The sequence below is a fragment of the Streptomyces sp. NPDC050546 genome, assembly GCF_044457425.1.
In the GTDB taxonomy this organism is placed as follows: domain Bacteria; phylum Actinomycetota; class Actinomycetes; order Streptomycetales; family Streptomycetaceae; genus Streptomyces.
Genome location: NZ_JBITGX010000006.1, coordinates 135,672 through 160,504, shown reverse-complemented (window position 1 = coordinate 160,504; position 24,833 = coordinate 135,672). Strand labels below are relative to the sequence as shown.

At 70.0% G+C, this 24,833-nt stretch carries 26 protein-coding genes and 1 pseudogene; 24 read left to right on the top strand and 3 right to left on the bottom strand.

The genetic code is table 11. The features are described from left to right. Nucleotide 1: 1 nt before the first annotated feature. Genes sufC through ACIBK5_RS16780 form a run of 4 tightly spaced genes read left to right on the top strand, consistent with a single transcriptional unit; the run spans nt 2 to nt 2,835 of the window. A complete protein-coding gene (gene sufC, locus ACIBK5_RS16795; protein WP_399020291.1) occupies nt 2-766 on the top strand; it encodes a Fe-S cluster assembly ATPase SufC in 765 nt (254 codons plus the stop codon). Next, nucleotides 763-2,019 (top strand): cysteine desulfurase, encoded by a 1,257-nt coding sequence (locus ACIBK5_RS16790; RefSeq protein ID WP_399020289.1) that lies wholly within the window; start codon nt 763-765, stop codon nt 2,017-2,019. The genes sufC and ACIBK5_RS16790 overlap by 4 nt, the downstream gene beginning before the upstream one ends. 16 nt (nt 2,020-2,035) lie before the next feature. Continuing rightward, nucleotides 2,036-2,506 (top strand): Fe-S cluster assembly sulfur transfer protein SufU, encoded by a 471-nt coding sequence (gene sufU, locus ACIBK5_RS16785; protein WP_399020288.1) that lies wholly within the window; start codon nt 2,036-2,038, stop codon nt 2,504-2,506. Further along, a complete protein-coding gene (locus ACIBK5_RS16780; RefSeq protein ID WP_184596910.1) occupies nt 2,503-2,835 on the top strand; it encodes a metal-sulfur cluster assembly factor in 333 nt (110 codons plus the stop codon). The genes sufU and ACIBK5_RS16780 overlap by 4 nt, the downstream gene beginning before the upstream one ends. Before the next feature lie 95 nt (nt 2,836-2,930). Here the strand turns inward: ACIBK5_RS16780 and ACIBK5_RS16775 are convergent, their stop codons facing one another. Next, nucleotides 2,931-3,761 (bottom strand): AbfB domain-containing protein, encoded by an 831-nt coding sequence (locus ACIBK5_RS16775; RefSeq protein WP_399020285.1) that lies wholly within the window; start codon nt 3,759-3,761, stop codon nt 2,931-2,933. Nucleotides 3,762-3,941: 180 nt separating this feature from the next. On the opposite strand from ACIBK5_RS16775, the gene ACIBK5_RS16770 reads away from it, so the two are divergent. The 5 genes from ACIBK5_RS16770 (at nt 3,942) to ACIBK5_RS16750 (ending at nt 7,271) form a co-directional block, all read left to right on the top strand. Further along, nucleotides 3,942-4,262, top strand: coding sequence for a DMT family transporter (locus ACIBK5_RS16770; RefSeq protein ID WP_399020284.1), 321 nt, complete (start codon nt 3,942-3,944; stop codon nt 4,260-4,262). Next, nucleotides 4,262-4,810 carry a TetR/AcrR family transcriptional regulator gene (locus ACIBK5_RS16765; protein WP_399020282.1) on the top strand — a complete coding sequence of 183 codons (549 nt, stop codon included), beginning with the start codon at nt 4,262-4,264 and terminating at the stop codon, nt 4,808-4,810. Before ACIBK5_RS16770 ends, ACIBK5_RS16765 begins: the two co-directional genes overlap by 1 nt. 119 nt (nt 4,811-4,929) lie before the next feature. Next, nucleotides 4,930-5,919, top strand: a complete 990-nt coding sequence (gene dapD, locus ACIBK5_RS16760) for a 2,3,4,5-tetrahydropyridine-2,6-dicarboxylate N-succinyltransferase (RefSeq protein ID WP_399020280.1) — start codon at nt 4,930-4,932, stop codon at nt 5,917-5,919. Nucleotides 5,920-6,076: 157 nt separating this feature from the next. Then, nucleotides 6,077-6,910, top strand: a complete 834-nt coding sequence (locus ACIBK5_RS16755; RefSeq protein ID WP_399020278.1) for an SDR family oxidoreductase — start codon at nt 6,077-6,079, stop codon at nt 6,908-6,910. A 130-nt stretch (nt 6,911-7,040) separates the two neighbouring features. Next, a complete protein-coding gene (locus tag ACIBK5_RS16750) occupies nt 7,041-7,271 on the top strand; it encodes a hypothetical protein (RefSeq protein WP_399020276.1) in 231 nt (76 codons plus the stop codon). 8 nt (nt 7,272-7,279) lie between these two features. Here ACIBK5_RS16750 and dapA read toward each other — a convergent pair whose 3' ends face one another. Beyond that, complete coding sequence (gene dapA / locus ACIBK5_RS16745; RefSeq protein ID WP_399020275.1) at nt 7,280-8,176, bottom strand: 4-hydroxy-tetrahydrodipicolinate synthase; 897 nt, start codon at nt 8,174-8,176, stop codon at nt 7,280-7,282. 134 nt (nt 8,177-8,310) lie between these two features. Here dapA and ACIBK5_RS16740 point away from each other — a divergent pair, with 134 nt between their 5' ends. From ACIBK5_RS16740 to ACIBK5_RS16730, 3 genes are all read left to right on the top strand, one after another. Next, a complete protein-coding gene (locus tag ACIBK5_RS16740) occupies nt 8,311-8,730 on the top strand; it encodes a phage holin family protein (RefSeq protein ID WP_399020273.1) in 420 nt (139 codons plus the stop codon). Next, nucleotides 8,727-9,095, top strand: a complete 369-nt coding sequence (locus tag ACIBK5_RS16735) for a DUF3618 domain-containing protein (RefSeq protein ID WP_399020271.1) — start codon at nt 8,727-8,729, stop codon at nt 9,093-9,095. The genes ACIBK5_RS16740 and ACIBK5_RS16735 overlap by 4 nt, the downstream gene beginning before the upstream one ends. Nucleotides 9,096-9,440: 345 nt before the next feature. Then, nucleotides 9,441-10,130, top strand: a complete 690-nt coding sequence (locus ACIBK5_RS16730; RefSeq protein ID WP_399020270.1) for a hypothetical protein — start codon at nt 9,441-9,443, stop codon at nt 10,128-10,130. A 50-nt stretch (nt 10,131-10,180) separates the two neighbouring features. Here the strand turns inward: ACIBK5_RS16730 and ACIBK5_RS16725 are convergent, their stop codons facing one another. Continuing rightward, nucleotides 10,181-12,010 (bottom strand): endonuclease/exonuclease/phosphatase family protein, encoded by a 1,830-nt coding sequence (locus ACIBK5_RS16725; protein WP_399020268.1) that lies wholly within the window; start codon nt 12,008-12,010, stop codon nt 10,181-10,183. 305 nt (nt 12,011-12,315) lie between these two features. Here ACIBK5_RS16725 and ACIBK5_RS16720 point away from each other — a divergent pair, with 305 nt between their 5' ends. The 12 genes and pseudogenes from ACIBK5_RS16720 to ACIBK5_RS16665 all read left to right on the top strand — a co-directional run bounded on the left by ACIBK5_RS16720 (nt 12,316) and on the right by ACIBK5_RS16665 (nt 24,727). Then, complete coding sequence (locus ACIBK5_RS16720; RefSeq protein WP_399020266.1) at nt 12,316-13,743, top strand: hypothetical protein; 1,428 nt, start codon at nt 12,316-12,318, stop codon at nt 13,741-13,743. A gap of 154 nt (nt 13,744-13,897) precedes the next feature. Beyond that, nucleotides 13,898-15,343, top strand: a complete 1,446-nt coding sequence (locus tag ACIBK5_RS16715) for an alkaline phosphatase PhoX (protein ID WP_399020264.1) — start codon at nt 13,898-13,900, stop codon at nt 15,341-15,343. 75 nt (nt 15,344-15,418) lie between these two features. Beyond that, a complete protein-coding gene (locus ACIBK5_RS16710) occupies nt 15,419-16,108 on the top strand; it encodes a hypothetical protein (protein WP_399020263.1) in 690 nt (229 codons plus the stop codon). Nucleotides 16,109-16,124: 16 nt separating this feature from the next. Continuing rightward, nucleotides 16,125-17,080 (top strand): annotated as a pseudogene (locus ACIBK5_RS16705) (TROVE domain-containing protein); the annotation flags it as partial. A 93-nt stretch (nt 17,081-17,173) separates the two neighbouring features. Beyond that, nucleotides 17,174-17,815, top strand: coding sequence for a GntR family transcriptional regulator (locus tag ACIBK5_RS16700; RefSeq protein WP_399020261.1), 642 nt, complete (start codon nt 17,174-17,176; stop codon nt 17,813-17,815). Nucleotides 17,816-17,842: 27 nt separating this feature from the next. After that, on the top strand, nt 17,843-18,859 hold the full coding sequence (locus ACIBK5_RS16695) for a 1-aminocyclopropane-1-carboxylate deaminase (RefSeq protein WP_399020260.1): 1,017 nt from the start codon (nt 17,843-17,845) through the stop codon (nt 18,857-18,859). Nucleotides 18,860-19,102: 243 nt separating this feature from the next. Continuing rightward, nucleotides 19,103-19,507: a VOC family protein gene (locus ACIBK5_RS16690; protein WP_399020258.1), complete on the top strand. Its 405-nt coding sequence runs from the start codon at nt 19,103-19,105 to the stop codon at nt 19,505-19,507. Between the two features lie 57 nt (nt 19,508-19,564). Further along, complete coding sequence (locus ACIBK5_RS16685) at nt 19,565-20,602, top strand: LacI family DNA-binding transcriptional regulator (RefSeq protein WP_399020256.1); 1,038 nt, start codon at nt 19,565-19,567, stop codon at nt 20,600-20,602. 308 nt (nt 20,603-20,910) lie between these two features. After that, nucleotides 20,911-22,203, top strand: coding sequence for an ABC transporter substrate-binding protein (locus ACIBK5_RS16680; protein ID WP_399020253.1), 1,293 nt, complete (start codon nt 20,911-20,913; stop codon nt 22,201-22,203). Nucleotide 22,204: 1 nt separating this feature from the next. Further along, complete coding sequence (locus ACIBK5_RS16675) at nt 22,205-23,224, top strand: carbohydrate ABC transporter permease (RefSeq protein ID WP_399020250.1); 1,020 nt, start codon at nt 22,205-22,207, stop codon at nt 23,222-23,224. Then, entirely contained in the window at nt 23,214-24,086 is an 873-nt protein-coding gene (locus ACIBK5_RS16670; RefSeq protein ID WP_399020248.1) for a carbohydrate ABC transporter permease, read from the top strand. Before ACIBK5_RS16675 ends, ACIBK5_RS16670 begins: the two co-directional genes overlap by 11 nt. A gap of 65 nt (nt 24,087-24,151) precedes the next feature. After that, the gene (locus ACIBK5_RS16665; protein WP_399020246.1) at nt 24,152-24,727 is read left to right on the top strand and encodes a TetR/AcrR family transcriptional regulator; all 576 of its coding nucleotides are present in this window, start codon (nt 24,152-24,154) and stop codon (nt 24,725-24,727) included. The last annotated feature ends 106 nt before the right edge of the window (nt 24,728-24,833 follow it).

The window sequence follows — 24,833 nt, the reverse complement described above, 5'->3', positions numbered from 1 at the left end:
CATGGCAACGCTTGAAATCCGAGACCTGCACGTCACCGTCGAGGCCGACAACGCCACGAAGGAGATCCTCAAGGGCGTCGACCTCACCGTGAAGCAGGGCGAGACGCACGCCATCATGGGCCCGAACGGCTCCGGCAAGTCGACCCTCGCCTACTCCCTCGCGGGTCACCCCAAGTACACGATCACCGGCGGCACCGTCACCCTCGACGGCGAGGACGTCCTGGAGATGTCCGTCGACGAGCGGGCCCGCGCCGGCCTGTTCCTCGCCATGCAGTACCCGGTCGAGGTCCCCGGCGTCTCCGTCTCCAACTTCCTGCGCACCTCCGCCACCGCCATCCGCGGCGAGGCCCCCAAGCTGCGCACCTGGGTGAAGGAGGTCAAGGAGGCCATGCAGCGCCTCAACATCGACCCCGCCTTCGCCGAGCGCAACGTCAACGAGGGCTTCTCCGGCGGTGAGAAGAAGCGCCACGAGATCCTCCAGCTGGAGCTCCTCAAGCCGAAGGTCGCGGTCCTCGACGAGACCGACTCCGGCCTGGACGTCGACGCCCTGCGCGTCGTCTCCGAGGGCGTGAACCGGGTCCGTGAGACGGGCGAGGTCGGCACCCTGCTGATCACCCACTACACCCGCATCCTCCGCTACATCAAGCCCGACCACGTGCACGTCTTCTCCGGCGGCCGGATCGTCGAGTCCGGCGGTGCCGAGCTCGCCGACAAGCTGGAGGACGAGGGCTACGAGGCATACCAGAAGGGTGGCGCATCCGAGTGACACAGCTGCCGGGCCTCCTCGACGCAGAGGCGCTCCGCAAGGACTTCCCGATCCTGGACCGCCAGGTCCATGACGGAAAGAAGCTCGTCTACCTCGACAACGCCGCGACCTCGCAGACCCCGCGCCAGGTCATCGACGTCCTCGACGAGTACTACGAGCAGCACAACGCCAACGTCCACCGTGGCGTGCATGTCCTCGCCGAGGAGGCCACGGCGCTGTACGAGGGCGCGCGCGACAAGGTCGCGGAGTTCATCAACGCGCCCTCGCGCAACGAGGTGATCTTCACCAAGAACGCCTCGGAGTCGCTCAACCTCGTGGCGAACATGCTGGGCTGGGCCGACGAGCCCTACCGCGTGGACTCCGAGACCGAGATCGTCATCACGGAGATGGAGCACCACTCCAACATCGTGCCGTGGCAGCTGCTCGCGCAGCGCACGGGCGCGAAGCTGAAGTGGTTCGGCCTCACCGACGACGGCCGCCTCGACCTGTCCAACATCGACCAGGTCATCACGGAGAAGACGAAGATCGTCTCCTTCGTGCTGGTCTCCAACATCCTGGGCACCCAGAACCCGGTCGAGGCGATAGTGCGCCGCGCCCAGGAGGTCGGTGCGCTGGTGTGCGTCGACGCCTCGCAGGCCGCGCCGCACATGCCGCTGGACGTACAGGCCCTCCAGGCCGACTTCGTGGCCTTCACCGGCCACAAGATGTGCGGTCCGACCGGCATCGGCGTCCTGTGGGGACGGCAGGAACTCCTGGAGGACCTGCCTCCGTTCCTCGGCGGCGGCGAGATGATCGAGACGGTGTCGATGCACTCCTCGACCTACGCCCCGGCGCCCCACAAGTTCGAGGCGGGCACGCCCCCGATCGCCCAGGCGGTCGGGCTCGGCGCGGCGATCGACTATCTCAACTCGATCGGCATGGACAAGATCTTCGCCCACGAGCACGCGCTCACCGAGTACGCGGTGAAGCGGCTCCTGGAGGTCCCCGACCTCCGGATCATCGGCCCCACCACGGCCGAGGAGCGGGGCGCGGCGATCTCCTTCACCCTCGGGGACATCCACCCGCACGACGTGGGCCAGGTCCTCGACGAGCAGGGCATCGCGGTCCGGGTCGGTCACCACTGCGCGCGGCCGGTCTGCCTGCGCTACGGAATTCCCGCGACCACGCGAGCGTCGTTCTATCTGTACTCCACGCCGGCCGAGATCGACGCACTGGTCGACGGCCTGGAGCACGTACGGAACTTCTTCGGCTGAGAGGCGTGCGGAAACCGTGAAGCTGGATTCGATGTACCAGGAAGTCATCCTGGACCACTACAAGAACCCGCACGGGCGGGGCTTGCGGGACGGCGACGCCGAGGTGCACCACGTCAACCCGACGTGCGGCGACGAGATCACACTGCGCGTGAAGTACGACGGCACGACGATCGAGGACGTCTCTTACGAGGGCCAGGGCTGTTCCATCAGCCAGGCGAGCGCGTCCGTACTGAACGAACTCCTCGTCGGCAAGGACCTCTCCGACGCGCGGAAGATCCAGGAGACCTTCCTGGAGCTGATGCAGTCCAAGGGGAAGCTCGAGCCCGACGACGCGATGGAGGACATCCTGGAGGACGCGGTCGCGTTCGCCGGGGTGTCCAAGTACCCGGCCCGGGTCAAGTGCGCCCTGTTGAGCTGGATGGCCTGGAAGGACGCGACGGCCCAGGCCCTGGGCGAGGCCGACGCCGAAAGGAAGACGACGGCATGAGCGAGACCATCGAGATGAAGCCGGCCTCGGAGGACGAGGTCCGCGAGGCCCTGTACGACGTCGTCGACCCCGAGCTGGGCATCGACGTCGTCAACCTCGGGCTGATCTACGGCATCCACATCGACGACGCGAACATCGCGACGATCGACATGACCCTGACGTCGGCGGCCTGTCCGCTCACCGACGTCATCGAGGACCAGGCGAAGTCCGCCACGGACGGCATCGTGAACGAACTGCGCATCAACTGGGTCTGGATGCCCCCGTGGGGCCCCGACAAGATCACGGACGACGGCCGGGAGCAGCTTCGGGCTCTTGGGTTCAACGTCTGAGGCGTACTGAGACGCACTGAGACGCACTGAGATCCACTGAGATCCACGCATGACGAAGGGGCGGCACCCGATTGGGTGCCGCCCCTTCGACATGCTCAGTCCAGACCGGCCACCAGCTGGAACGACGCGTCCGCGCGGTACTGCCCGTAGTGCTGGTACGGGTCGAGGCGGAGCTGGAAGTTGCGGTGGCGCAGGAAGCGGCCCGGGTAGTTCACCGACTCCAGCATGACCGTGCCCGAGGGGTACACGGGGCGGGAGCAGAAGGTGGCGTCCTTGCGGAAGAGGGCCGAGCCGTCGTCGGCGTTCGCGACCAGGACGAAGCTGCGGTGGCGGAGGTAGCGGCCGTCCGCTGTGGTGAAGGAGTAGCAGGAGGAGTCGGCGAGACCGGAGACGCGCTTGAAGGTGGCGTCCTCGCGCTGTTCGGGGCCGGAGCCGATCTGGTCCAGACGGACGTAGCCGTCGCGGACCCGCCAGTAGCGGTCGGGATAGTTGACCGCTCGTATGGATATGCCGCCGGAGGACTTCGGGGGCTTCGACGGGTGGTGGGACGCCGCCGGGGGCTTGGGTGCCTTCTTCGTGGGCTTCGGAGCGGGGGAGGCGCTGGTGGGGGCGCTCGTCGTGGGAGTGGGGGAAGGGCGCGCGCCGTCCTTGCCGGGGGACTCGGTGCCGTTCTCGGACGGTGTCGCGAAGGAGATCAGGCCGCCCGGGGCCGAGCTGCTGAGTGTGGTCGGCTCCGCCGCCTTCTCGGCCGGCTCGTCGGACTCCTTCTCCAGCACGGTGACGGCCGTGACACACGCGGTGACCGTGGCAAGGGCGAGGGCGCCCGCCAGCCAGAGCCGTCGCGTTCCCGGTGCCCGGGTGGTGTCCGGGGCCCAGCCGCTCTCCCACGGACGGTCCTGTGGCGGCCGGGACTTCTCTTCTGACATGCGCTTTTCCTCCAGCGGGGCACCCTTGACGGCGGCGCAGTTGTGGTGGCCCGGTGTGTGATCGGTGACACCGTAGTGGACAGGTGTGAATCCTGGGACGCGTTTGATGAGAGCGGTTTCACTCCGATATCCCGAGGTCCGTTGTGTACGGGTGTACATGCGTTGTGTACGCTCGTACATATGGGTTATCTGCTGCTCGCCGGTGCCATCGCCGCCGAAGTCGGCGCGACCACCGCCATGAAGTACAGCGACGGGTTCAGCAGGCTCGGACCCTCGCTGCTCACCGTCCTCGGATACGTCGTCTCCTTCGCGCTCCTCGCGCAGACACTGAAGACCGTCTCCGTCGGCACGGCCTATGCCATATGGGCCGGCGTCGGCACGGCGGTCATCGCCACGATCGGCATCCTGTTCATGGGGGAGGGCATGACCGGCGCCAAGGCCGCCGGGATCGCGCTGATCATCGCCGGGGTCGTGGTGCTGAACCTGGGCGGTGCCCACTGATGCCCCGGCGCTACGACCCCGAGCGGCGGCAGCGGATCATCGACGCGGCGATCCGTGTCGTGGGGGAGAAGGGCATCGCCGGACTGAGCCACCGCAGTGCCGCCGCCGAGGCCGATGTGCCGCTCGGCTCCACGACGTACCACTTCAGGACCCTCGACGAACTGCTGGTCGCCGCGCTGCGGCAGGCCAACGAGGGTTTCGCCAAGGTGGTCGCCTCACGCGGCGGTCTGGAGGATCCTCGGACCGATCTGGCCGCCGAACTCGCCGGGTGGATGGGGGAGTGGCTCGCGGGTGACCGGACCGGGGTGGAGCTGGAGTACGAGCTGTACCTGGCCGCCCTGCGCCGGCCCGCCCTGCGGCCCGTCGCCGCCGAGTGGGCCGAGGGGGTCGCCGAGTTGCTGTCCCGGCGCACGGATCCCGTCACGGCGCGGGCGCTGGTGGCGGTGGTCGACGGGATCTGTCTTCAGGTGCTGCTGACGGGGGTGCCGTACGACGAGGCGTACGCCCGGGAGGTGCTGGGACGGGTCGTCGCGGGGGCGGGCGAGTGAGGCCGGTGGCGGGGCCGCCGCCGTGCGTCGCCGACCAGCACGGGAGACGTACCGCCCGGCACGTGAGACGGCCCCGTACCGGTTCGCATGGACCGCCGTTCGCCGGTTAGGTTGCCCTCATGACCGACACGACTGCTCCTCGCACCACCGGCGCCGTGGCCGCCGGCCTCGCCACGATCGCCGCCGACGGCACCGTCCTCGACACCTGGTTCCCCGCGCCCGAGCTCTCCGACGAGCCCGGCCCGTCCGGCACCGAGCGGCTGTCCGCCGAGCGTGCCGCGGAACTGCTCGGCGGCGGCGCGAACGCCGCCGTCGGCCCCGACGCCCGCCGGGGCGTCGAGGTGGTCGCGGTCCGCACGGTCATCGCCTCCCTCGACGAGAAGCCGGTCGACGCGCACGACGTCTACCTGCGGCTGCACCTGCTCTCGCACCGTCTGGTGAAGCCGCACGGCCAGAGCCTCGACGGCATCTTCGGCCACCTCGCGAACGTCGCCTGGACCTCGCTGGGCCCGGTCGCCGTCGACGACCTGGAGAAGGTCCGCCTGAACGCGCGCGCCGAGGGCCTGCACCTCCAGGTGACGAGCGTCGACAAGTTCCCGCGCATGACGGACTACGTGGCTCCCAAGGGCGTCCGCATCGCCGACGCCGACCGGGTCCGCCTCGGTGCGCACCTCTCCGAGGGCACCACCGTCATGCACGAGGGCTTCGTCAACTTCAACGCCGGCACGCTCGGCACGTCGATGGTCGAGGGCCGTATCTCCGCGGGCGTCCTGATCGGCGACGGCTCGGACATCGGCGGCGGCGCCTCCACCATGGGCACGCTGTCCGGTGGCGGCAACGTCATCATCTCCATCGGCGAGCGCTGCCTGATCGGCGCCGAGGCGGGCGTGGGCATCGCCCTCGGCGACGAGTGCGTCGTCGAGGCCGGCCTCTACGTCACCGCCGGCACCCGCGTCACCATGCCCGACGGCCAGATCGTCAAGGCCCGCGAGCTGTCCGGCGCCTCCAACATCCTGTTCCGCCGCAACTCGGTCACCGGCACGGTCGAGGCCCGGCCGAACAACGCGGTGTGGGGCGGGCTGAACGAGATCCTGCACAGCCACAACTGATCCGCTTCGGTCATCGCCGAGCGCCCTCCCGGACCCTGGAACGGCCCGGGAGGGCGCTCGTGTGTTCGGGGCCGTTCCGTCGCCTTGACCTCAAGCAAAGTCGAGGTTCTAGGCTGCCGGGCAAGTGATCGATATCTGGGGGCAGGAGCGGGCGGCGATGATTCTTGTGACCGGTGCGACCGGGAACATCGGAAGGGCTCTGCTGGGGGAGTCGGGCTTGGGGGGTTCCGTGGCTGTGCGGGCTCTGACGAGGGATGCGGGACGGGTCTCGTTTCCCGAGGCGGTCGACGTCGTCGAGGGCGATCTCGCGCGAGCGGATTCCCTGAAGAGCGCGCTGGAGGGGGTGCGTTCGCTGTTCCTGCTGTCGGGGACGGGGGCTGAGGAGGAGGTTCTCGCGGCTGTCCGGCGGGCGGGTGTGGAGCATGTGGTGCTCGTGTCGTCGATCACCGTGCAGACCCATCCGCACCTGCCCGCGGCAGGCGAGAACCTGGCCGTCGAGCGGTTGCTCAAGGACAGCGGTATGGCCTGGACGATCCTGCGGCCGACGCAGTTCGCCTCGAACACGCTGTGGTGGGCGCCGTCGATCCGCGCGGAGGGCGTGGTGCGGGCGCCGTATGCGGACGTCGGGCTTCCCGCCGTGCACCCCGCGGACATCGCCGCGGTCGCCCGGGCGGCTCTGACCGAGCCGGCGCATCGAGGGCGGACGTACGCACTGACCGGGCCGGCACGCGTCACCGTCCGGCAGCAGGTCGCTGCCGTGGCGGCGGCTCTGGGGCGGGCCGTGACCCTCGTCGAGATCAGCCCGGAGGAGGCGCATCGGCAGATGGCGTCCTTCCTGGGGGACGAGACCGCACACGCGGTGCTCGATCTCATGGGCGGGGACGTCAACGACGAGTTGCTGGCGGTGCGCGACACGATCGCGCAGGTCACCGGTTCCTCGGCCAGGTCGTTCCGGCAGTGGGCGGCGGAGAACGGTGACGCCTTCCGCTGAGCCGGGACATATGCGGACGCATGAGCGGGCGTGACCTCGTGACGGGCCAGGCAGATGAACCGGTGGACGCAGGGTCCGATCTGACGCCGAACCGATGAAACGAGGACCGGGCATGAGGAACGACCGGGGCATGAGGAACGAGCGCGAGTGGGTTGTGGCGCGTCGTCTGGCCGGGGCGGTCGCGGTACTGACGGTGTGCTGGATTCCGGCGGGGGCCGCGCACGCCGATGAGACCAACGCGAACTCGCACAACGGTCACCGATTCGGTCTGGTCAACGTCAGCACCGGCCAGGTCGACGACCCGGCGGAGGACGTGCTGGAGCACACGCTGCTGTTCGGTGACGGGTACGCCTGGAACTGAGCCGGTCTTCAGGCGCCGGTGGTGGTCAGGGCTCTGTGGAGTGACAGCAGTCCGTCGGTCGTGGTGCGGTCGGCCGGGCGCAGCGGAGCGCGGACCGGGCCTGCGGGGAGGTGCAGTTCGGTGAGGAGCGCCTTTGTCGTGACGGTGCCCGGCAGGCCTGCCGACATGATCGCCTCGATGAGGGGGGTGGCCCGCTGCTGGAGGCGGGCCGCCTGTGCGGTGTCGCCCGCGTCGAACGCGTCCAGGACCGCTCGTAGATGACCCGGGATCACGTTCGCCACCGTGCTGACGTAGCCCGTGCCGCCTACGGCGTACAGCGCGAGATTGTGCTCGTCGCAGCCCGCGTAGTACGCCAGGTCCGTGCGGTCCAGGACCTTCTGGGCGCCCAGGAAGTCGTACGAGCAGTCCTTGACCGCGACGATCCGGGGGTGTTCGGCGAGGCGGAGGATCGTCTCGGGTTCCACGCGGGTGCCGGTGCGGATCGGGATGTCGTAGATCATGAGCGGAAGTTCGGTGGCGTCCGCGATCTCGCGGAAGTGGGCCTCGATCGAGTCCTGCGGGGGCCTGCTGTAGTACGGCGGGATCACCAACAGGCCGTCCGCGCCCGCCTTTTCGGCCTCCCGGGCCAGCGTGGAGGTGTGCCTGGTGTCCGCGGTGCCGATGCCCGCGACGATCGACGCCCTGTCGTCCACGGCCTCGCGGACGGCGGCGATCAGGGCTGACTTCTCGGCGTCCGTGGTGGTCGGGGATTCGCCTGTCGTGCCGGAGAGTACGAGGCCGTCGCAGCCGTTTGCGATCAGGTGGGTGGCGAGGTGCTGGGCGCCGTCGAGGTCCAGGGTTCCGGTCTCGGTGAACGGGGTGACCATGGCGCAGAGGGCGCGGCCGAACGGTGTCGTCGTCGTCATGTCAGTAGTGTCGGCGGCATGATTGTGTAGCTCCACTTAAATTTTCTACCAGGTAATGGTCAGATTTACTTCGAGGTTGTGCGGGGGCGGTGCGGGTACTCGGGGGTTCCTACTTCGAGAGGAGGCGGAACACTGTGACCGGGACCATGGAACATCGGGTCGTGCACGACGAGCACCACTCCGTGGGCGAGCTCGTCGGACAGGCCGCGGAGCAGCTCTCCACGCTCGTGCGGCAGGAAGTGGCTCTCGCCAAGGAGGAGCTGGCCGAGAAGGGGCGGCGTGCGGGGCGTGGCGGTGGGCTGCTCGGTGCGGCGGGTGCCGTCGCGTATGCCGGGTTTCTCGCGCTGGCCGGTACGGGGGTCGCCGCCCTCTCGCTGGTGCTGTCCGTGTGGGCCGCGGCGCTCATCGTGACGGGGGTGCTGTTCGTCATCGCGGCTGTGCTGGGTGTGGTCGGCCGGGGGCAGCTGCGCCGGGCCACGCCTCCGACGCCTGAGGAGGCCCTTGGCAGCGTGAAGGCGGACGTGGAGGAGATCAGGGAAAGGGCGCATCGATGACGGACGCGACGGGCGGGGCCAAGGGGCCCGATGAGCTGCGGCGGCAGATCGAGCGGACTCGGAGTGAACTCGGCAACACGGTGGAGGAGTTGGCGGGGAAGGCGGATGTGAAGGGGCGTGCGCGGGCGCGGGCGGCTGATCTCCGGGACAAGGCCGGGGCGATGACGGTGCAGTTGCGCAGCAGTGCGGTGGAGGCTGGGCATACGGTGCAGGACAGGGCGACGCATACGGGGCCCCGGCCCGTGCGGAACGCTGTTCAGGCCGGGTTGCGGCATCCGCGGCCGGTGCTGGTGGTGGGGGCGGCCGCGGGGGCGGTGGTGGCTGTCGGGGTGTTGCGGCGGAGGCATCATCACGGGCATCGGTGATCGCGTAGCGCCTGAGGCCGGGTGGGGGTCGGGGCCGCGCCGGGGGGTGTCCGTCCTCGGATTGGCGCGATGGACTTGCGAACCGGCTCACTGTCCGTTGACGCGCCAACCGCTGCGGGCGGACACCCCCCGACACGTCCCCTTGCGTAGTCCCTCCCTAGCTGCGGGCATGCGTGCCGCTAGGGGCGGCACGGGTGGGCGCGGCGGCACCCCGCTCCGCCGGGGCGCACCCACCCAGCCCCAGCATCGACGCCGCGCACCGGAAACCTTCGCTTGACCTCAAGCTTGGTTGAGATTGAAAGGTGGGGTGCGTACGCATTCGGCGAACCGCGACTGGAGTGTTCAATGAGCCGTCGGACCGAGCAGCACCCCGATCTCACCGACCCGCGTATCGGTGCTCCCTTCTTCAGTACCTGGCGCGTGGGGACGCCCGAGCGGCAGGAGCGGACTGTGGAGGCGATCGGGAGTACGTGGGAGCGGCGGCCCTGGCCCGCTGATGGTCTGCTGGGATATCACGTGTACGTGGGGCATGACGGATCCACGCTGATGCACCACTCGCAGTGGAGCGGTGAGCAGGCCTTCGAGGCGTTCGTGAAGACGCATCGGCAGGAGCGGGTCGACGAGATCGACACCGCCGTGCCGGGGATCGAGCGCGTGGGGCTCGGGAGGTACCGGCGGTATCGCAGCCTGGAGAGGGCCGTCGGGGACGTGCGGGTGCCGGGGTTGATCGTCACCGTGCGGGTCGACTTCGAGGACGGTGCCGGGGCGGGGCCGGAGGAGTGGGTCGACCTGGTGGTGAAGGCCCTGGGGGACGATCAGGACGGGGATGCCGGGCTGATCTCCGCTCACTTCCATCTGAGTACCGATGGCGGGCATGTGCTGAATTACGCCGAGTGGGAGAGTGACCAGGCCTATGACGATGCCCTGGCTGCGTCGGGGAGCGAGGGTGCCTGGGAGCGGGTGCGGACGTATCCGGGGATGAAGGGGTCGAGCGGGAGCCGGTATCGGCATGCTCTGGGGCTTGTGCCGGGGTGAGTGGTGTGAGGTGGGCCGGCTGAAGCGGTTGTTCAGCCGGCCCTTGTGGGCTACGGGCGGAAGCGCAGGACCTGGGGGTCGTGGTCGCTGATCTGGTCGTTGAACTCCGCGTTGGTGTGCACGCTGTCGTACTCGAAGTCGCAGTCGCGGCGGATCGACGGGCTGATCAGGATCTGGTCGAGGACCTGGCTGTTGCCCTGGTAGACGTACGAGTAACGCTCGTTGCGGGGGAGGGACTTGACCGCCGACCAGAGTTCGCCGCGGCCCTCCAGGAGCTTCGTGGTCTGTGAGAACTCGAAGTCGTTGATGTCGCCCAGGGTGACGACGTCGGCGTTCTTCTGGGTGTCGAGGATGTCCTTGACGAAGGCGTTCACCAGGGTGGCCTGCTGGTGGCGCTGGGTCTCGGAGCTGCGGGACGGCGGCTGGTACTGGGAGGTCAGGCCCTGGTCGCCGCCCTTGGAGTTGAAGTGGTTGGCGATCACGAAGACCGTGCGGCCGCGGAAGGTGAACTCGCCGGCCAGCGGCTTGCGGCTGTTCTTCCAGGCCTCGTCGGCCGGCGCGATGCGGCCGGGGCTGAGCGTGAGGTGGGCCTTGCCGCGGATCTTCGTCACGTCGGTGGCCGTGGTGGCGTCACCGCCCGCGCGGTCGGCGAAGGAGACCCGCTTCGGGTTGAACAGGAACGCCTGGCGGATGTTGCCGCCCGGCTCGCCGCCGTCGGTGTTGTTCGCCGGGTCGATGGAGCGCCAGTCGTACTTCGGGCCACCGGCCGCGACGATCGCGTCGATCAGCTTGGTCATCGTCTGGTCGGCGGCGACCGTGCCGTCGTTCGTCGCGCCGTTGTTGTCCTGGATCTCCTCCAGGGACACGACGTCCGGCGACTTCAGGTTGTTCACGATCGCGGCGGCGTGGGCGGCGAACGTGTCGTCCGACGGGTCGAGGTTCTCGACGTTGTATGTCGCTACCGCGAGTTCGCCGCTCTGCTGCTTGCGGGTCGTCTCGCGCTTCAGGCTTCCGGTCCTGAGCGTGCCGAGCTCGCTCGCGACCAGGGTGTAGCCGCCGAACTGGTTGTAGTCGAGCGGGCCCGCCGTCGTACCGGTGAGGGTGTCGCCCACGTTCGCCTTCGGGAAGTCGGCCGTCGATCCCAGGGACTGGATCTGGAGGCGGCCGGTGTTCTGGGCGTCGTAGGAGCCGTAGACCGTGCCGCCGTGGCGGTTGCGGTTCTCGTGCGGCTTCACCGTCACCCAGAGTTCGGTGTACGGGTCGGTGGCGCCCACGACACGGGTGTCGGAGACGCGGACCGTCATGCCCTCCAGTGCCTCGTAGTGGTCCAGGGCGTACTTCGAGGGCTTGAGGGCGAGGCCGTTGACCGAGCCGTTGGCGGTCGTGTCGCCGAGGGGTGCGTAGGCGGCGGGGACCGACCGGGAGGTGATCGTGGTGGCGGCGGGGAGCTCGTTGCCGCTGGAGAGGACCGTGAACGCCGGCTTGGTGATCTCCGTCAGCGACTGGTTGCCGGAGGTGGCGCCCCCGGGGACGTACTCCGCGACCGTGCCGCTGACCGTGACGGAGTCACCGACGGCGACCCCCTTCGGCGCCGAGCTGGTGAAGACGAAGACGCCCTCGCTGGTCGCCGGGTCGGCGTCCGGGTTCGGGTCCTGGATCCAGAAGCCGCGGGAGGAACCGTACGTCCGGATGCCGGTGACGATTCCGGTCACGTCGGTGACCTGCTTCCCGGCGTACGGGGAGGTCCGGGTGTTGCCCTGGATGTCGTGGACGCGGACGGAGTCCGCGTGCGCGGGGGTGGTGAGGACGATCGTGGATGCCGCGGAGCACACGGCGGCGACGGTGAGCGCGGCGAGACGCGCGGACGACTTGCTCGGCAACGGGATTCCCTCCGGGGACATGACAGGTGCCGGGACGAGGGTGGTGCGTGGACTGTCTGCCGCTACCTGTGGGGCGGGCGGTGTGACGCGCGTAGCGGGCGGTGGACGGGCGGGCGGGGTGGGGCCGGCCCGGTGAACAACTGTCCGCCGACTTCTACGCGCGTCAATCTCCAGCCTGGTCATGTCACTTGTCAAGGTTTCGGCCATGTACGGCGGCTGACCGGGAGATGAAGTGGGCGGCATGGGTGGAAATCCGTCTAGGCTGAGCGGCTGAGTCGTAAAAGGCGCCCTAGGAGAAACAGCCGATGTCAGACAGCTCCCCCCTGCCGCCGGTGCGGCTGACTTCCGAAGCGGAGCTGGCGCGTGCCGCACTGTCCACCCCGTTGCTGTCCCGGGCCGCCCGGCTCGCCCGCTGGGCCGGGCCGGACACCCGTGTCGACGCCGGGGGAGGGCTCGTCGACGAGCAGCTGCCCGCGGCGGTCGAGACGCTCGGGCTGAGCGGGGACGACGCCGCCGCCGACGCCAGTGAGGCGTGGCGGGTGGCCGTGGACGCCGGGCTCGTCGAGGTCGTCGACGAGGAGGAGGGCACCGTCCGGGCGGGCGAGGACCTGGCCCTGCTCACCGGTGGCTCGCCGCAGGACGTGCTCGCCCTGTGGCTCGCGGCCCTGGAGACGGTGCTCGCCGACGCGAGCGTGCCCGACCTGGAGGGGCTCGCGGATCTCGTCGACGAGGACGGCGAGCTCGACCTCTCCGCCCTCGACTGGGACCCCGAGTCCGAGGCCGAGTTCCTCGACGGTGTGCTCGGCAACCTCTATCTGCTGACCGTCGGCGAGGACACGCCCGGTGACGCGCCGGTGCCGCTGCCCGCGCTGGCCGCGTCGGTGATCGTGCCCAGCGACATGGGCGAGCCCACCAACGACGTACTGGAGCAGGTGTCCGACGCGATGATGCGGCTGGACGACCAGTTCCGGATGCTCGAGCCGGTGGGGTTCGTGGAGTACCAGCCGGTGGACGAGGCGCTCATGGCCGACGCCGACGAGGAGCCCGCGGCGCCCGTCGACGACACCGACGTCTCCCGGTACGGCATGGTCCGGCTCACCCCGCTCGGGCTGTACGGAATGCGCGCCCGGCTGCTGGAGGCCGGGTTCGAGGCACCGGCGGTCGGGGATCTCGCGGACAAGGGGGCCGACGCGCTGCTCGACGGCACGGCGGAGTTCCCGCCGGGGGCGGCGCAGGCCGAGACCCAGCAGTGGCTGGAGCGGCGGGAGTCCCTGGCCGCGGCACGGGAGCTGCTGGCGGCGGCGCGGGGCTCGGATGCCGGGGCGCCCCTGCGGCGGTTGCGGTGTCAGCAGGCCCTGTCGCTGGTGGGGGCTTCGGCCGAGCCGGCGCTGCGGGAGGTCCTCGACGACGCCGAGCTGGGCGGGCTCGCGCGGGTGTGGCTGACCGAGCACGGGGCGGCGGACGTGCCCGCTCCGTCCGAGGCGATGGTGTACTGGCTGACCATCGACACGGTGGCCGCGCAGCTTGCGGCAGAGGGCAATTCCGAGGAGTTGCGGGCCCTGGTGCAGGGGCTCGCTCAGCAGCACAGCGGGTTCTTCGCGGCGGTGTGGCGGGTGGATCATCCTGCCGTGGCCGATGTGCTGGAGGCGATGGGGCGGCTGCATCCGGACAAGAAGGTGGCGAAGGAAGCACGGAAGGCGGCGTTCAAGGCGCGCTCGCAACAGGGTGGTTGACCTTGCCTTAGCGGGTGCGGCGCCGTCTTGGCTTATCGCGCAGTTCCCCGCGCCCCTGGGGTGTTGTTCAACCGGCGTTCATGAGTGAGCGGGACGGTTTCGCCGAACGAGGTCCGCCACCCTCCACGGCATACTCACCGTCACAGGAGACACCATGTCGCTCACCCGCAGGGACTTCGCCAGAACCTCCGCGATCACCGGTGCCGGTGTCGCGCTGGCGGGCAGTGTCGGCGCCCTCGCCACCGCACCGAACGCCCTCGCGTCCTACGACACCGACAGTGCGGGGGAGGCGTCCGCGGACGCCCGGCACGGCGTCGGCTACGGGCCGCTCGTCGCGGACCCCAAGGGCATCCTCGCGCTGCCCGCCGGCTTCAAGTACCGGATCCTCACCTACAGCGGGAAGACGAAGCTGGAGTCCGGCGAGTTCACGCCGTCCAACCACGACGGCACGGCCACCTTCGACGGTCCCCGCGGCACCACCCTGCTCGTCAACAACCACGAGCTGAAGGGCCCGCGCGCCAACTGGGAGCACCCCGTGCCGCTCACCGAGGGCCTCGTCTACGACTCGGCCGCCGCCGGTGGCTGCACGGTCGTCGAGGTGCGCCCCGACGGACGGGTCGCCGAGTGGGTCGGCATCGCCGGCACCTCCACCAACTGCGCCGGCGGCAGCACCCCCTGGGGCACCTGGCTCACCTGCGAGGAGAACTCCGACAAGGCCGGCGTCAACGGCATGACCAAGGACCACGGCTATGTGTTCGAGGTCGATCCGTGCGACCGGCGCGCCAACCGCGGCCCCAAGCCGCTGAAGTTCTTCGGCCGCTATGACCACGAGGCCGTCGTCATCGACCCCAGGCGCGGCCACGCCTACCTCACCGAGGACGCCGCCGACCCCAACGGCCTCTTCTTCCGCTGGACCCCGCCCAAGGGCTTCGAGTACGGCCCCGGGAAGTTCCGCAAGCTCGCCGACGACGCCGGTGTCCTCCAGGCGCCCAAGTGCTTCGACTCCGGCGGCAAGTTCGTCGACGACCTGTCCCGGGCCACGAAGATCGGCACCGTGTACGGCGTCGACTGGGTGGACGTCCCCGACCGCGACGCCCGCACCACCCCCGTGCGCAAGCAGTTCAAGGACGACCAGATCACCCGCGCCCGCAAGCTGGAGGGCATGTGGTGGGGCGACGGCGGTGCCTACATCGTCTCCTCGTACGCCCGTGAGGAGAGCCCCGTCCAGCACGACGGGCAGGTCTGGTTCTACGACCCCAAGCGCCGGACGCTGACGTTGAAGGTCCTGCTCGGAGTGAACCCCGACCCGTCGAAGGACGGCGCGTTCGACGGTCCGGACAACATCACCGTCTCGCCGTACGGCGGTCTCGTCATCGCCGAGGACGGGGAAGGGGTGCAGCACCTGTTCGGGGCCACCGACAGCGGACGTACGTACCCGATCGCCCGCAACGACCTGAACATCGGCACCGAGGAGGAGCCGGAATACAGCGAGTTCACCGGCGTCACCTTCTCTCCCGACGGCCGGACGCTGTACGCCAACATTCAGACGCCGGGCATCATGCTGGCCATTACCGGCCCCTGGAAGCGCCAGAAGCGGTAGAACGCCGAGTCACCCGTACGAGTGGGGGCGTCCGATTCGGCGGACGCCTCGTGCTCCTGGACATACGGTTCACGCGTGTCCAAGTTGTGCGAGAAGTGCGGTGCGCCGGTGAAGAGGAAGGGCAGGCGCTTCTGCAGTAACCGGTGCAGCCTCGCAGGTACCGCCACGCAGCGGGCACAGGCCCGGCGCAGGCCGAAGCCGGTGTGCCCTCAGTGCGGCGGTCGTGTCCTGACCAAGGGCGCGGTCCATTGTGGCCGCGCCTGTGCCAACCTGACCCGTCGGCAGGAGGCGGAGGCGCGTCGTGGGGAGCTTGCGCCGTGCCGCCGTTGCGGGACGACGGAGCGCCGCCGCCGCTGCGACGGGCCGTACTGCTCATGGGAGTGCTTCAACGAGGACCGCTACGAGCGGACGGGCACGTTCGCTCGATGGCTTGCTGCGTGGCAGGCGGGCGAGGTCAGCGGCACCCGTGAGGACGGAAGCCCCGACTGGCGTGTGCGCCAGGCCTTGGTGCTGCTCCGGGGACAGCGCTGCGAGAAGTGCGGCTGGGCCGAGGTCAACCCGGTGTCCGGCCGTGTGCCCTTGCATGTCGATCATGTCGACGGAGACCGCACGAAGAACCGTCCGGTGGACTTCCGCCTGCTGTGCCCGAACTGCCACGCGCTGACGCCGAACTATCAGCACCTCAACAACCCGAGGGTGCAACCTGTGCGCCAGAAGCAGAGCCGCAGGTATCAGGAGGTCTGGCTGAGCGAACGTACGGCATAGGGGACGCTCACTCACGCCCGCCAAGCGCGGCATCGCCGACGCCGTGCGCCGCCTCTACCACGGCAAGGCGCTGCTGAAGTACGACACCGCCTCCAAGGGGTACCGCTTCGGCGACATCCTCAACCTCGTGCACGCGGCCCCGGACCCGGACAAGCCGTGGCAGGGCGAGCTGTTCCGCTACGCCCTCGACCGGCGGCACAACCCCGACACCGCGGTGCCGCCGGAGGCGGACCGCGTCCTCGCCGCGCACCGCGAGCTGATGGCGCTGCCGGTCGCAGAGCGGCGGGCGGTCGTGACGGCCGAGGGCGGTGCCGAGCGGCTGGCCGCGGCCGGAATGACGTGGGAGACGCTGGCGGGCTGGCTCCAGGGGCCGATGGACAAGGCGGCCTGGGAGGCCGTGATTCCGTCCATGGGCGCCATGGCGCTCGTGCGCAACCTGCGGAACTTCGACGAGGCCGGGGTGTCCGACGAGGTCGCCGAGCGGGTCGCCGCGCGGATCAGCGACCCGGCGGAGGTCACGCGTTCGCGGCAGCTCCCCTTCCGGTACCTCGCCGCGTACCGGCACGCTCCGTCACTGCGCTGGTCGTACGCGCTGGAGCGGGCCCTCGGCCACTCGCTGGCCAACGTGCCCGCGCTGCCCGGCCGGACGCTCGTGCTGGTGGACCGCTCGGGCTCGATGTTCTGGTCCCGGCTGTCCGACCGACGGAGGCGGTGCGCCGGCACTACCGGAAGCACGACCGGGTGCTGATCGTCACCGACGAGCAGTACACGCACCACCGGCAGGGCGACCCGACCGAGCAGGTGCCGGCCGATGTGCCGGTCTACACCTGGAACCTCGCGGGGTACCGGGCGGGCCACGGCCCGACGGGTACCGCGAACCGGCACACCTTCGGCGGCCTGTCGGACGCGGGTTTCCGGATGATTCCGCTGATCGAGGCCTCCCGGGACGCCGACTGGCCCTGGGTGGCCTGAGAGACCGTGGCCCGCACCGCGTGGGGAGTGCGGGCCATGGTCCTCTCCCGTGCCTCTTGTCCGCGAGGGAAGCTGACATCTAACATTTCAGTTATGGAGGCCATCCGGCCCGTGCCCCGGACCCTGCTCAGGGACCGGGCGTACGCGGCGATCCGGGACGCCATCGTGGCCGGGGAGATCGAGCCCGGTGCGGTGGTGCGGGACGCAGAGCTCGCGGAGCGGCTCGGGCTCTCCCGGGGACCCGTGCGGGAGGCGTTCTCCCGGCTGGTGGACGAGGGGCTGCTGGAGAGCAAGCCGCAGAGCTACACGCGGGTGACTCCGCTCGTGGCCTCCGACGTGCGGGACGCCGCCGCCGTGGTCGGCGCCATGCACGAGCTGGTGACGCGGGTCGCCGTGCCCCGGATGAAGGCCGCGGACATCGAGGCGATGCGCGCCGCCAACGAGCGGTTCTCCGCCGCCGTCACCAGCGGAGACGTGGACGCGGCCCTGCGTGCCGACGACGCGCTGCACGAGGTCCTCGTCCGGGTGAGCGGCAATCGCGCGGCCGCCGCGACCGTCGCCCGCTACACCCCGCTCATCCGCCGCCTGGAGCGGCGGCGCTTCGGTCAGGGCGGGAGCTGCCGTTCGGCCGGGCTGCACGAGCGGCTGATCGAGGCCTGTGCGGCGGGTGACGTGGCCGAGGCGGTCCGCGTCACGGCCGAGATCTGGCGGGGGCTCGAAGAACTCGCCGACTGAGACCGACCCCCGACCCCGGGAGGACCCATGTCCCTTTCCTCGTACGAGCGCTACCCCCTGCTCTTCGGGCCGTCGCCGGTCCACCGTCTGGAGCGGCTGACCGAGCACCTGGGCGGTGCCTCCCTCTGGGCCAAGCGCGAGGACTGCAACTCCGGTGTCGCGTACGGCGGGAACAAGACCCGCAAGCTGGAGTACCTGGTCGCCGACGCGCTCGCCCAGGGCTGTGACACGCTCGTGTCGATCGGCGGGGTGCAGTCCAACCACACCCGCCAGGTCGCGGCCGTCGCCGCCCGGGCCGGGCTCAAGTGCGTGCTCGTGCAGGAGAGCTGGGTGGACTGGCCCGACGCCGTGTACGACAAGGTCGGCAACATCCTGATCAGCCGGCTCGCCGGGGCCGATGTGCGGCTGGTGAGGGCCGGGTTCGGGATCGGGTTCAAGGAGAGCTGGGAGCAGGCGCTCAGGGAGGTCGAGGAGGGCGGCGGGAAGCCGTACGCCATTCCGGCCGGTGCCTCCGATCATCCGCTGGGCGGCCTCGGCTTCGCCGCCTGGGCGCATGAAGTGGTGCGGCAGGAGCGGGAGCTGGGCGTCTTCTTCGACACCGTGGTCGTGTGCTCGGTGACCGGGTCGACGCAGGCCGGCATGGTCGCCGGGTTCGCCGCGCTGGAGGAGGTGGGTGGGCGGCCCCGGCGCGTGCTCGGTATCGACGCCTCGGCCAAGCCGGCCGCCACCCGTACGCAGATCGCCCGGATCGCCCACAACACCGGCAAGCTCATCGGCCTCGAGCGCGAGGTGACCGAGTCCGACGTCGAACTCGACGAGCGGTACCACGCGGGCGTCTACGGCGTCCCCGACGAGACCACCCTGGCGGCGATGCGGCTCGCGGCCCGCACGGAGGGCATGGTCACCGACCCCGTGTACGAGGGGAAGTCCATGGCCGGGATGATCGATCTGGTCTCGCGCGGGGAGATCGGCCGTGACTCCACGGTCCTCTACGCCCACCTCGGCGGGCAGCCGGCGTTGAACGCGTACAGCGCGCTGTTCTGAGGGGGCCTTGAGCGCTGGGGCGGCACCGGGTGGGCCCCGTCCGCTCCGAGCGGCGCCCGCCCGCGCGTGCGAGGCGTACCGGAAGGGTTGTCGGCGGGGGATCGTGCGGTGGAGGTGGGACCAGGCCCGATCTGGCGGCGGGTGCCGAAAGGGGGGCGCGGGCGCGGGTGTTCGGGGGAGCGCGGGAATCAACCTGCCGGTGGGTGGGTTGTCAGCGGGTACCCGAGATCACGGAGGAGCCCCATGCCCGAGGAATCAGCCGTTCGTGAGCTCCGGCTCGTCGTGACCGCCGACGACTACGACGCCGCGCTGCACTTCTACCGGGACGTGCTCGGTCTGGGCGAGAAGGGAGCCTTCGCCTCGGAGGGCGGGCGGGTCACGATTCTCGATGCCGGGCGGGCCACGCTGGAGCTGACCGATCCGAACCACGCGGCGTTCATCGACGAGGTCGAGGTGGGGCGGCGGGTGGCCGGTCATGTCCGGGTCGCCTTCCAGGTGGACGACTCCGTCGCCGTCACGGCGAAGCTCGCCGCCGCCGGAGCCGAGGTCGTCGCCGAGCCGACGCGCACCCCCTGGAACTCCCTGAACTCCCGGCTGGAGGCCCCCGGTGCCCTGCAGCTGACGCTGTTCACCGAGCTCGGCGACTGAGCGGCCCACCTCGCTGCCCCTGCCGGGCCGCGTCCGGCGCCGGATACAGTGCTCAGCGTGTGGACCGACAAACAACGGGTGGAGCCGGGTGACGAGCGGCCCGACGGTGCCCGGCGCCGGGCCACGATCCACGATGTCGCACGCCTGGCCGGGGTGTCTCGCCAGACGGTCTCCCGGGCGGTCAACGACAAGGGCGAGATCGACCCGGGCACCAAGGAACGGGTGCTGGAGGCGGCGCGGCTCCTGGACTACCGGCCCAGCCGGTTCGCGCGCGGACTCGTCCAGAAGGGCGCGGTGACGGCGGGCCTGGTCATCCCGGACCTGCGCAACCCGTTCTTCCCCGAGGTGGCCGCCGGAGTGCTGGAGGCGGCCGAGCAGCGCGGCTGGCAGGTCGTCGTGTGGGACTCCCGTATCGACGATGCCAGGGAGCGGCAGGCGCTCGACGTGCTCTCCCACCAGACGGACGCGGTCGTGGGCTACTTCAAGGATTCGGACGAGGTGCTCACCCGGCACCTCGGGGGCGTGCCGCTGGTGCTGCTGGAGCGCGGCCCGCAGCAGACCCGGTTCGCGGCCGTCGGCATCGACGCCTCGGCCGGTGTCGAGCAGGGCATCGCCCACCTGGTCGGGGCCGGGCACCGCCGGATCGGCATGCTGGACGGCGAGCGTGAGTCCGGTGCCCGCAAGCAGGCCTTCCTCGAGCAGGTCCGGAGGCACGGTCTGCCCGTCGACGAGAGCTGGATCGTGCTGTGCCCTGAGCACAGCGTGACCGGGGGCGAGGCCGGCATGGAGCGGCTGCTGGACGCGCGGCCGGAGATCACCGCGGTCTTCGGCTTCAACGATCTGATCGCGGTCGGGGCGATGCGTACCGCCCGGCGCCGTGGCCGCGGGGTTCCGGACGATCTGGCCGTGCTGGGCTTCGACGGTCTCTCCCTGGGCGAGCTGGTGGACCCCGCCCTGACCACCCTGCACATCGACAAGCGGCAGCTGGGACGGCTGGCCGTGGAGCAGATGGCCCGGCTGTGCGCCGGCGAGGAGCCGCTGCGGGGCGCGGACGCCTGGATCACGCCCGAACTGGTCGTGCGCGAGTCCGCCTGACTCCTCGGGCCGTCGCATCCCGTCCGTAGATCGGCCCCGCCGTTCCCTTGACACCGGTTTTCGGGCGCCCCGATACTCAACGGCAACGCTCACGTGAACGTTCACGAACCCCCAGAAGTCCCCATCGTGACACCGTCGGCCCGACCACCACGCGCCCGCCGACATCGTTGTCTTCGCTTCCTCATCCCGGAAGCGCCCGAAGCATCCGAAGCGTCCCCCCATCCCCGTGAGAACGGGCCCGCGGCAGCGCCTTCTCCCCGGCCGCGGTACGCCCGGAAAGCGAGTGCGCGCCCATGGAACACCGAACGATGTCCCGCAGACGCTTTCTGGGGGCCTCCCTGGGCGGCGCGGGAGCGGGCCTGCTCGGACTGACCGGATGCGGGGCCGAGGCGGGATCGGCCTCCACCGGCACGGACCACCTCAGCCTCTGGTACTGGAAGGGCTCGCTCAGCGACAAGCTGCTCGCCACCGCCAGGCGCGGCGTCCCCGGCGTGCCCGGGCTGCGGGTGAAGGGCTCCCAGATCCCGGACGGCGAAATCGACTCCAAGGTGCGCACAAGTCTCGCCGCCCGCGCCTACGTTCCGGACCTCACGGTCGTCAACAGCGACAACCTCGCCACGTTCTTCCCCGACGAGAACGAGTTCCTCGACCTGCGCACCCTCGGCGCGGAGTCCGTCCGTGACCAGTACCTCGACTGGAAGTGGAAGGCCTGCTTCACCCCGACGGGCAGGATGATCGGCTTCCCGCTGGACGCCGGCCCCACCGCGCTCTACTACCGCAGGGACCTCTTCGAGAAGGCCGGACTGCCCCATGAACCGGCGGATGTCGCCGAAGGGGTGCCCACCTGGGAGAAGTTCATCGCCGCCGGACGGACCCTGCGGGCGAAGGGCCCCGGCAAGCCCTACCTCGTGAGCAACATCGGCAACGTCTTCCAGCAGGTCCTGCTCCAGAGCCCCCGGCAGTTCGTGGACGCCGACAACCGCTTCATCGGTGATCAGGAGCACGTCCGCCGCGCCTGGGATGTCTCCGTGGAGATCCTCCGGCAGAAGCTCAGCGCCCGGATCACCGACGGCACGCCCGACTTCAACGCGGCCATGAGCGGGGGCCGCGTCGCCACCATGACCACGGCGGTGTGGGCCATCTACGGCCTGAAGGACACCGCACCCAAGACCTCCGGGGCGTGGCGGCTGACCACCCTGCCCGACGGCCCCTGCAACTACGGCGGCTCCTACGTCACCCTGACCCGCTACTGCCGGGAACCGGAAGCGGCCTTCGCCTTCCTGAAGTGGCTGCTCAGCCCCGCGAACCAGCTCAAGAGCTACCAGGAGATGGCCCTGTTCCCCACCACTCCGGCCACCTACGCCGACCCGGCGATGCACAAGCCCGACCCCTTCTTCGGCGGTCAGCAGCCCATCGACGTCTTCGGCCCGGCCGCACAGAAGGCCCCGGTCGTCTACTTCAGCCCTTACGAGGAGACCGCCAACACCCCGTTCTTCCAGGAGCTGACCAATGTGGAGATGCTCGGCAAGAACCCCGACCGGGCGTGGCGGGACGCCGTGGACACGGCCGAGACCACTCTGTCCCGGGTGGGGGTGAGCTGACATGGCCACGGTTCTCGATCCGGCCGGAGCGCCGGCGGCCGACGAGCGGCGGCCTGCTCGCCGTACCAGGTCAACCACCCCGGGCGGACGCAAGCGTCATATCCCGCCCCTGCTCGCCATCTCCCCGTTCTACGTGCTGTTCGCGGTCTTCGGCGCGTTCCCGATCGTCTTCTCCGTCTACCTGTCCTTCCAGGACTGGGACGGCATCGGGGACATGCGCTTCGTCGGGTTCAAGCAGTACGGCTGGCTGCTCCAGGACTCGGTGTTCTGGCACTCGGTGCTCAACACCTTCGAGATCTGGCTGCTGTCGACGGTGCCGATGCTGTTCCTGGCCCTGGTGCTGGCCTTCCTGCTGCACTCGCAGGTCCGCTTCAGCGGCGTCTACCGGGTGGCGTACTTCATCCCCAACGTGACCTCGATGGTCGCCATGACCGTCGTCTTCGGCTCGGTCTTCGCCCAGGCGGGCCTCGCCAACGCGGTGCTGCGGGCGGTCGGCGTGGACGGGATCGGCTGGCTGTCCTCCGAATGGGGCATCAAGTCGTCCGTCTCCCTCATGATCATCTGGCGGTGGGTCGGCTACAACGCGCTGATCTTCCTGGCGGGCCTCCAGGCCATCCCCACCGAGCACTTCGAGGCCGCGCGCGTCGACGGCGCGAACAGCCGGCAGACCCTCTTCCGGGTCGTACTGCCGCAGCTGCGGCCCGTGGTGCTGTTCGCGGCCGTCACCTCCACCATCAACGGCCTGCAGATCTTCACCGAGTCCCAGGTGCTCTTCCAGTCGTCCGACGTCGGAACCACGGGCGGTCCGGGACAGGAGGGAATGACCATCGTGCTCTATCTGTGGCAGAAGGCCTTCATGGAGCACCAGTTCGGCTACGGCGCCGCGATGGGCTGGGTCCTCTTCGCGATCATCGCGATCTTCACCGTCATCAACTGGCGGCTGGTCGCCGGCTCGGACGACGACCGTCGTCCCGGCATCGCCGGTCTGCTGCGCCGCAAGGGGGCTCGTAATGGCCGCTGACGACAGGACGACCGGCAGCGCGGGCCTGGCCATCGGCTCCGGCAGCAGGCTCAGCCGTATCGGCGTGCGGGCGACGCTGCTGTTCGGGGTGCTGGTCTCACTCTTCCCCTTCTACTGGCTGGTGGTGCTGGCCTCCGGGACCACGCAGGACATCTACCGCTACCCGCCCAAGCTGCTTCCGGGGCCGCATCTGCTGGACAACATGGGGCGGGTGCTCGACACCGTCGACTTCTTCGGCTCGCTGTTCAACACCGTCGTCGTCGCCGTGCTCGGCACCGCGCTGGTGCTGTTCTTCGACTCGCTGGCCGCGTTCGCCTTCGCCAAGTACGAGTTCCCGGCGAAGAAGTTCCTCTTCGGCACGCTGCTGGTGACGTACATGATCCCGGCGCAGCTCTCCCTGGTGCCGCAGTTCGTCACCATGGCCGAGTTCGGCTGGGCGGGCTCGCTGAAGGCGCTGATCATCCCCGGCGCGGCGAACGCGTTCGGCATCTTCTGGATGCGCCAGTACGCCCAGAACTCACTGCCGGACGAGCTGCTGGACGCGGGGCGGATCGACGGGGCCGGCTTCTTCCGCCTCTACTGGACGGTCGCCCTGCCGCTGTTCCGCCCGGCCCTGGCCTTCCTCGGCATCTTCACCTTCATCGGCCTGTGGAACGACTACATCTGGCCCCTGGTCGTCATGATCGACCCGGACAAGGTCACCCTCCAGGTCGCCCTGGCCAATCTCAACGTCCTCTACAACACCGACTACTCGCTGGTGATGGCGGGCGCGTTGATGAGCGTCATCCCGCTGATCCTGGTGTTTTTGGTCGGGGCGCGGCACTTCCTGCGGGATCTGGCGGCGGGGGCCATGAAGTCGTGAGGCGGGTGGGCCGGATCTCGCCTCGATAGGATGCGGGGAATGTCCCCGTTCTGCAGGGAGTGACTGTGGCGCAGGTCCGGCCCATGCGGGCGGACGCCCGGCGTAACTACGCGCGGTTGCTGGAGGCGGCCGGGGAGGCGTTCGCCGAGCACGGGGAGAGCGCGTCGCTCGATGACATCGCGAAGCGGGCCGGGGTGGGCTCCGGCACGTTGTACCGGCACTTTCCGACCCGGCACGCGCTGCTGGAGGCGGTGTATCTCGACCGGATCGAGGCGATCGCGGCCCGGGCCGATGCGCTGGCGGCCAGGCTGGCGCCGGGTGAGGCGCTGGTGGAGTGGCTGTACGAGCTCGGTGCCGGGCTGATCGAGGTGCGTGGGCTCAAGGCGCTGCTGGGTCCGGCCGTCACGGACACGGGTGCCCCCGTGGGGGCGGCCTGCGGTGACTCGGTGAAGGGGGCGGCGGGGCGGCTGGTGCGCGCGGCGCGGGAGGTGGGCGCGCTGCGGGGGGATGTCGAGCCGATCGATGTGCTGCGGCTGGTGCATGGGGTCGCCGCGGCGGCGGAGCTGGCGGATACGGAGCGTGGGTATGTGCGGCGGTATCTGATGCTGTTGGTGGAGGGGTTGCGGCCGAGGGGTGGGTGAGTGGCGGTGCGTTGCGGGTCGCCGGTCTCGGGCGCCGTGGGGGTGCGGAGGCTTGCAGGGTGCGGGGGGTGTGTGGCTTTTCGCGCAGTTCCCCGCGCCCCTGAGG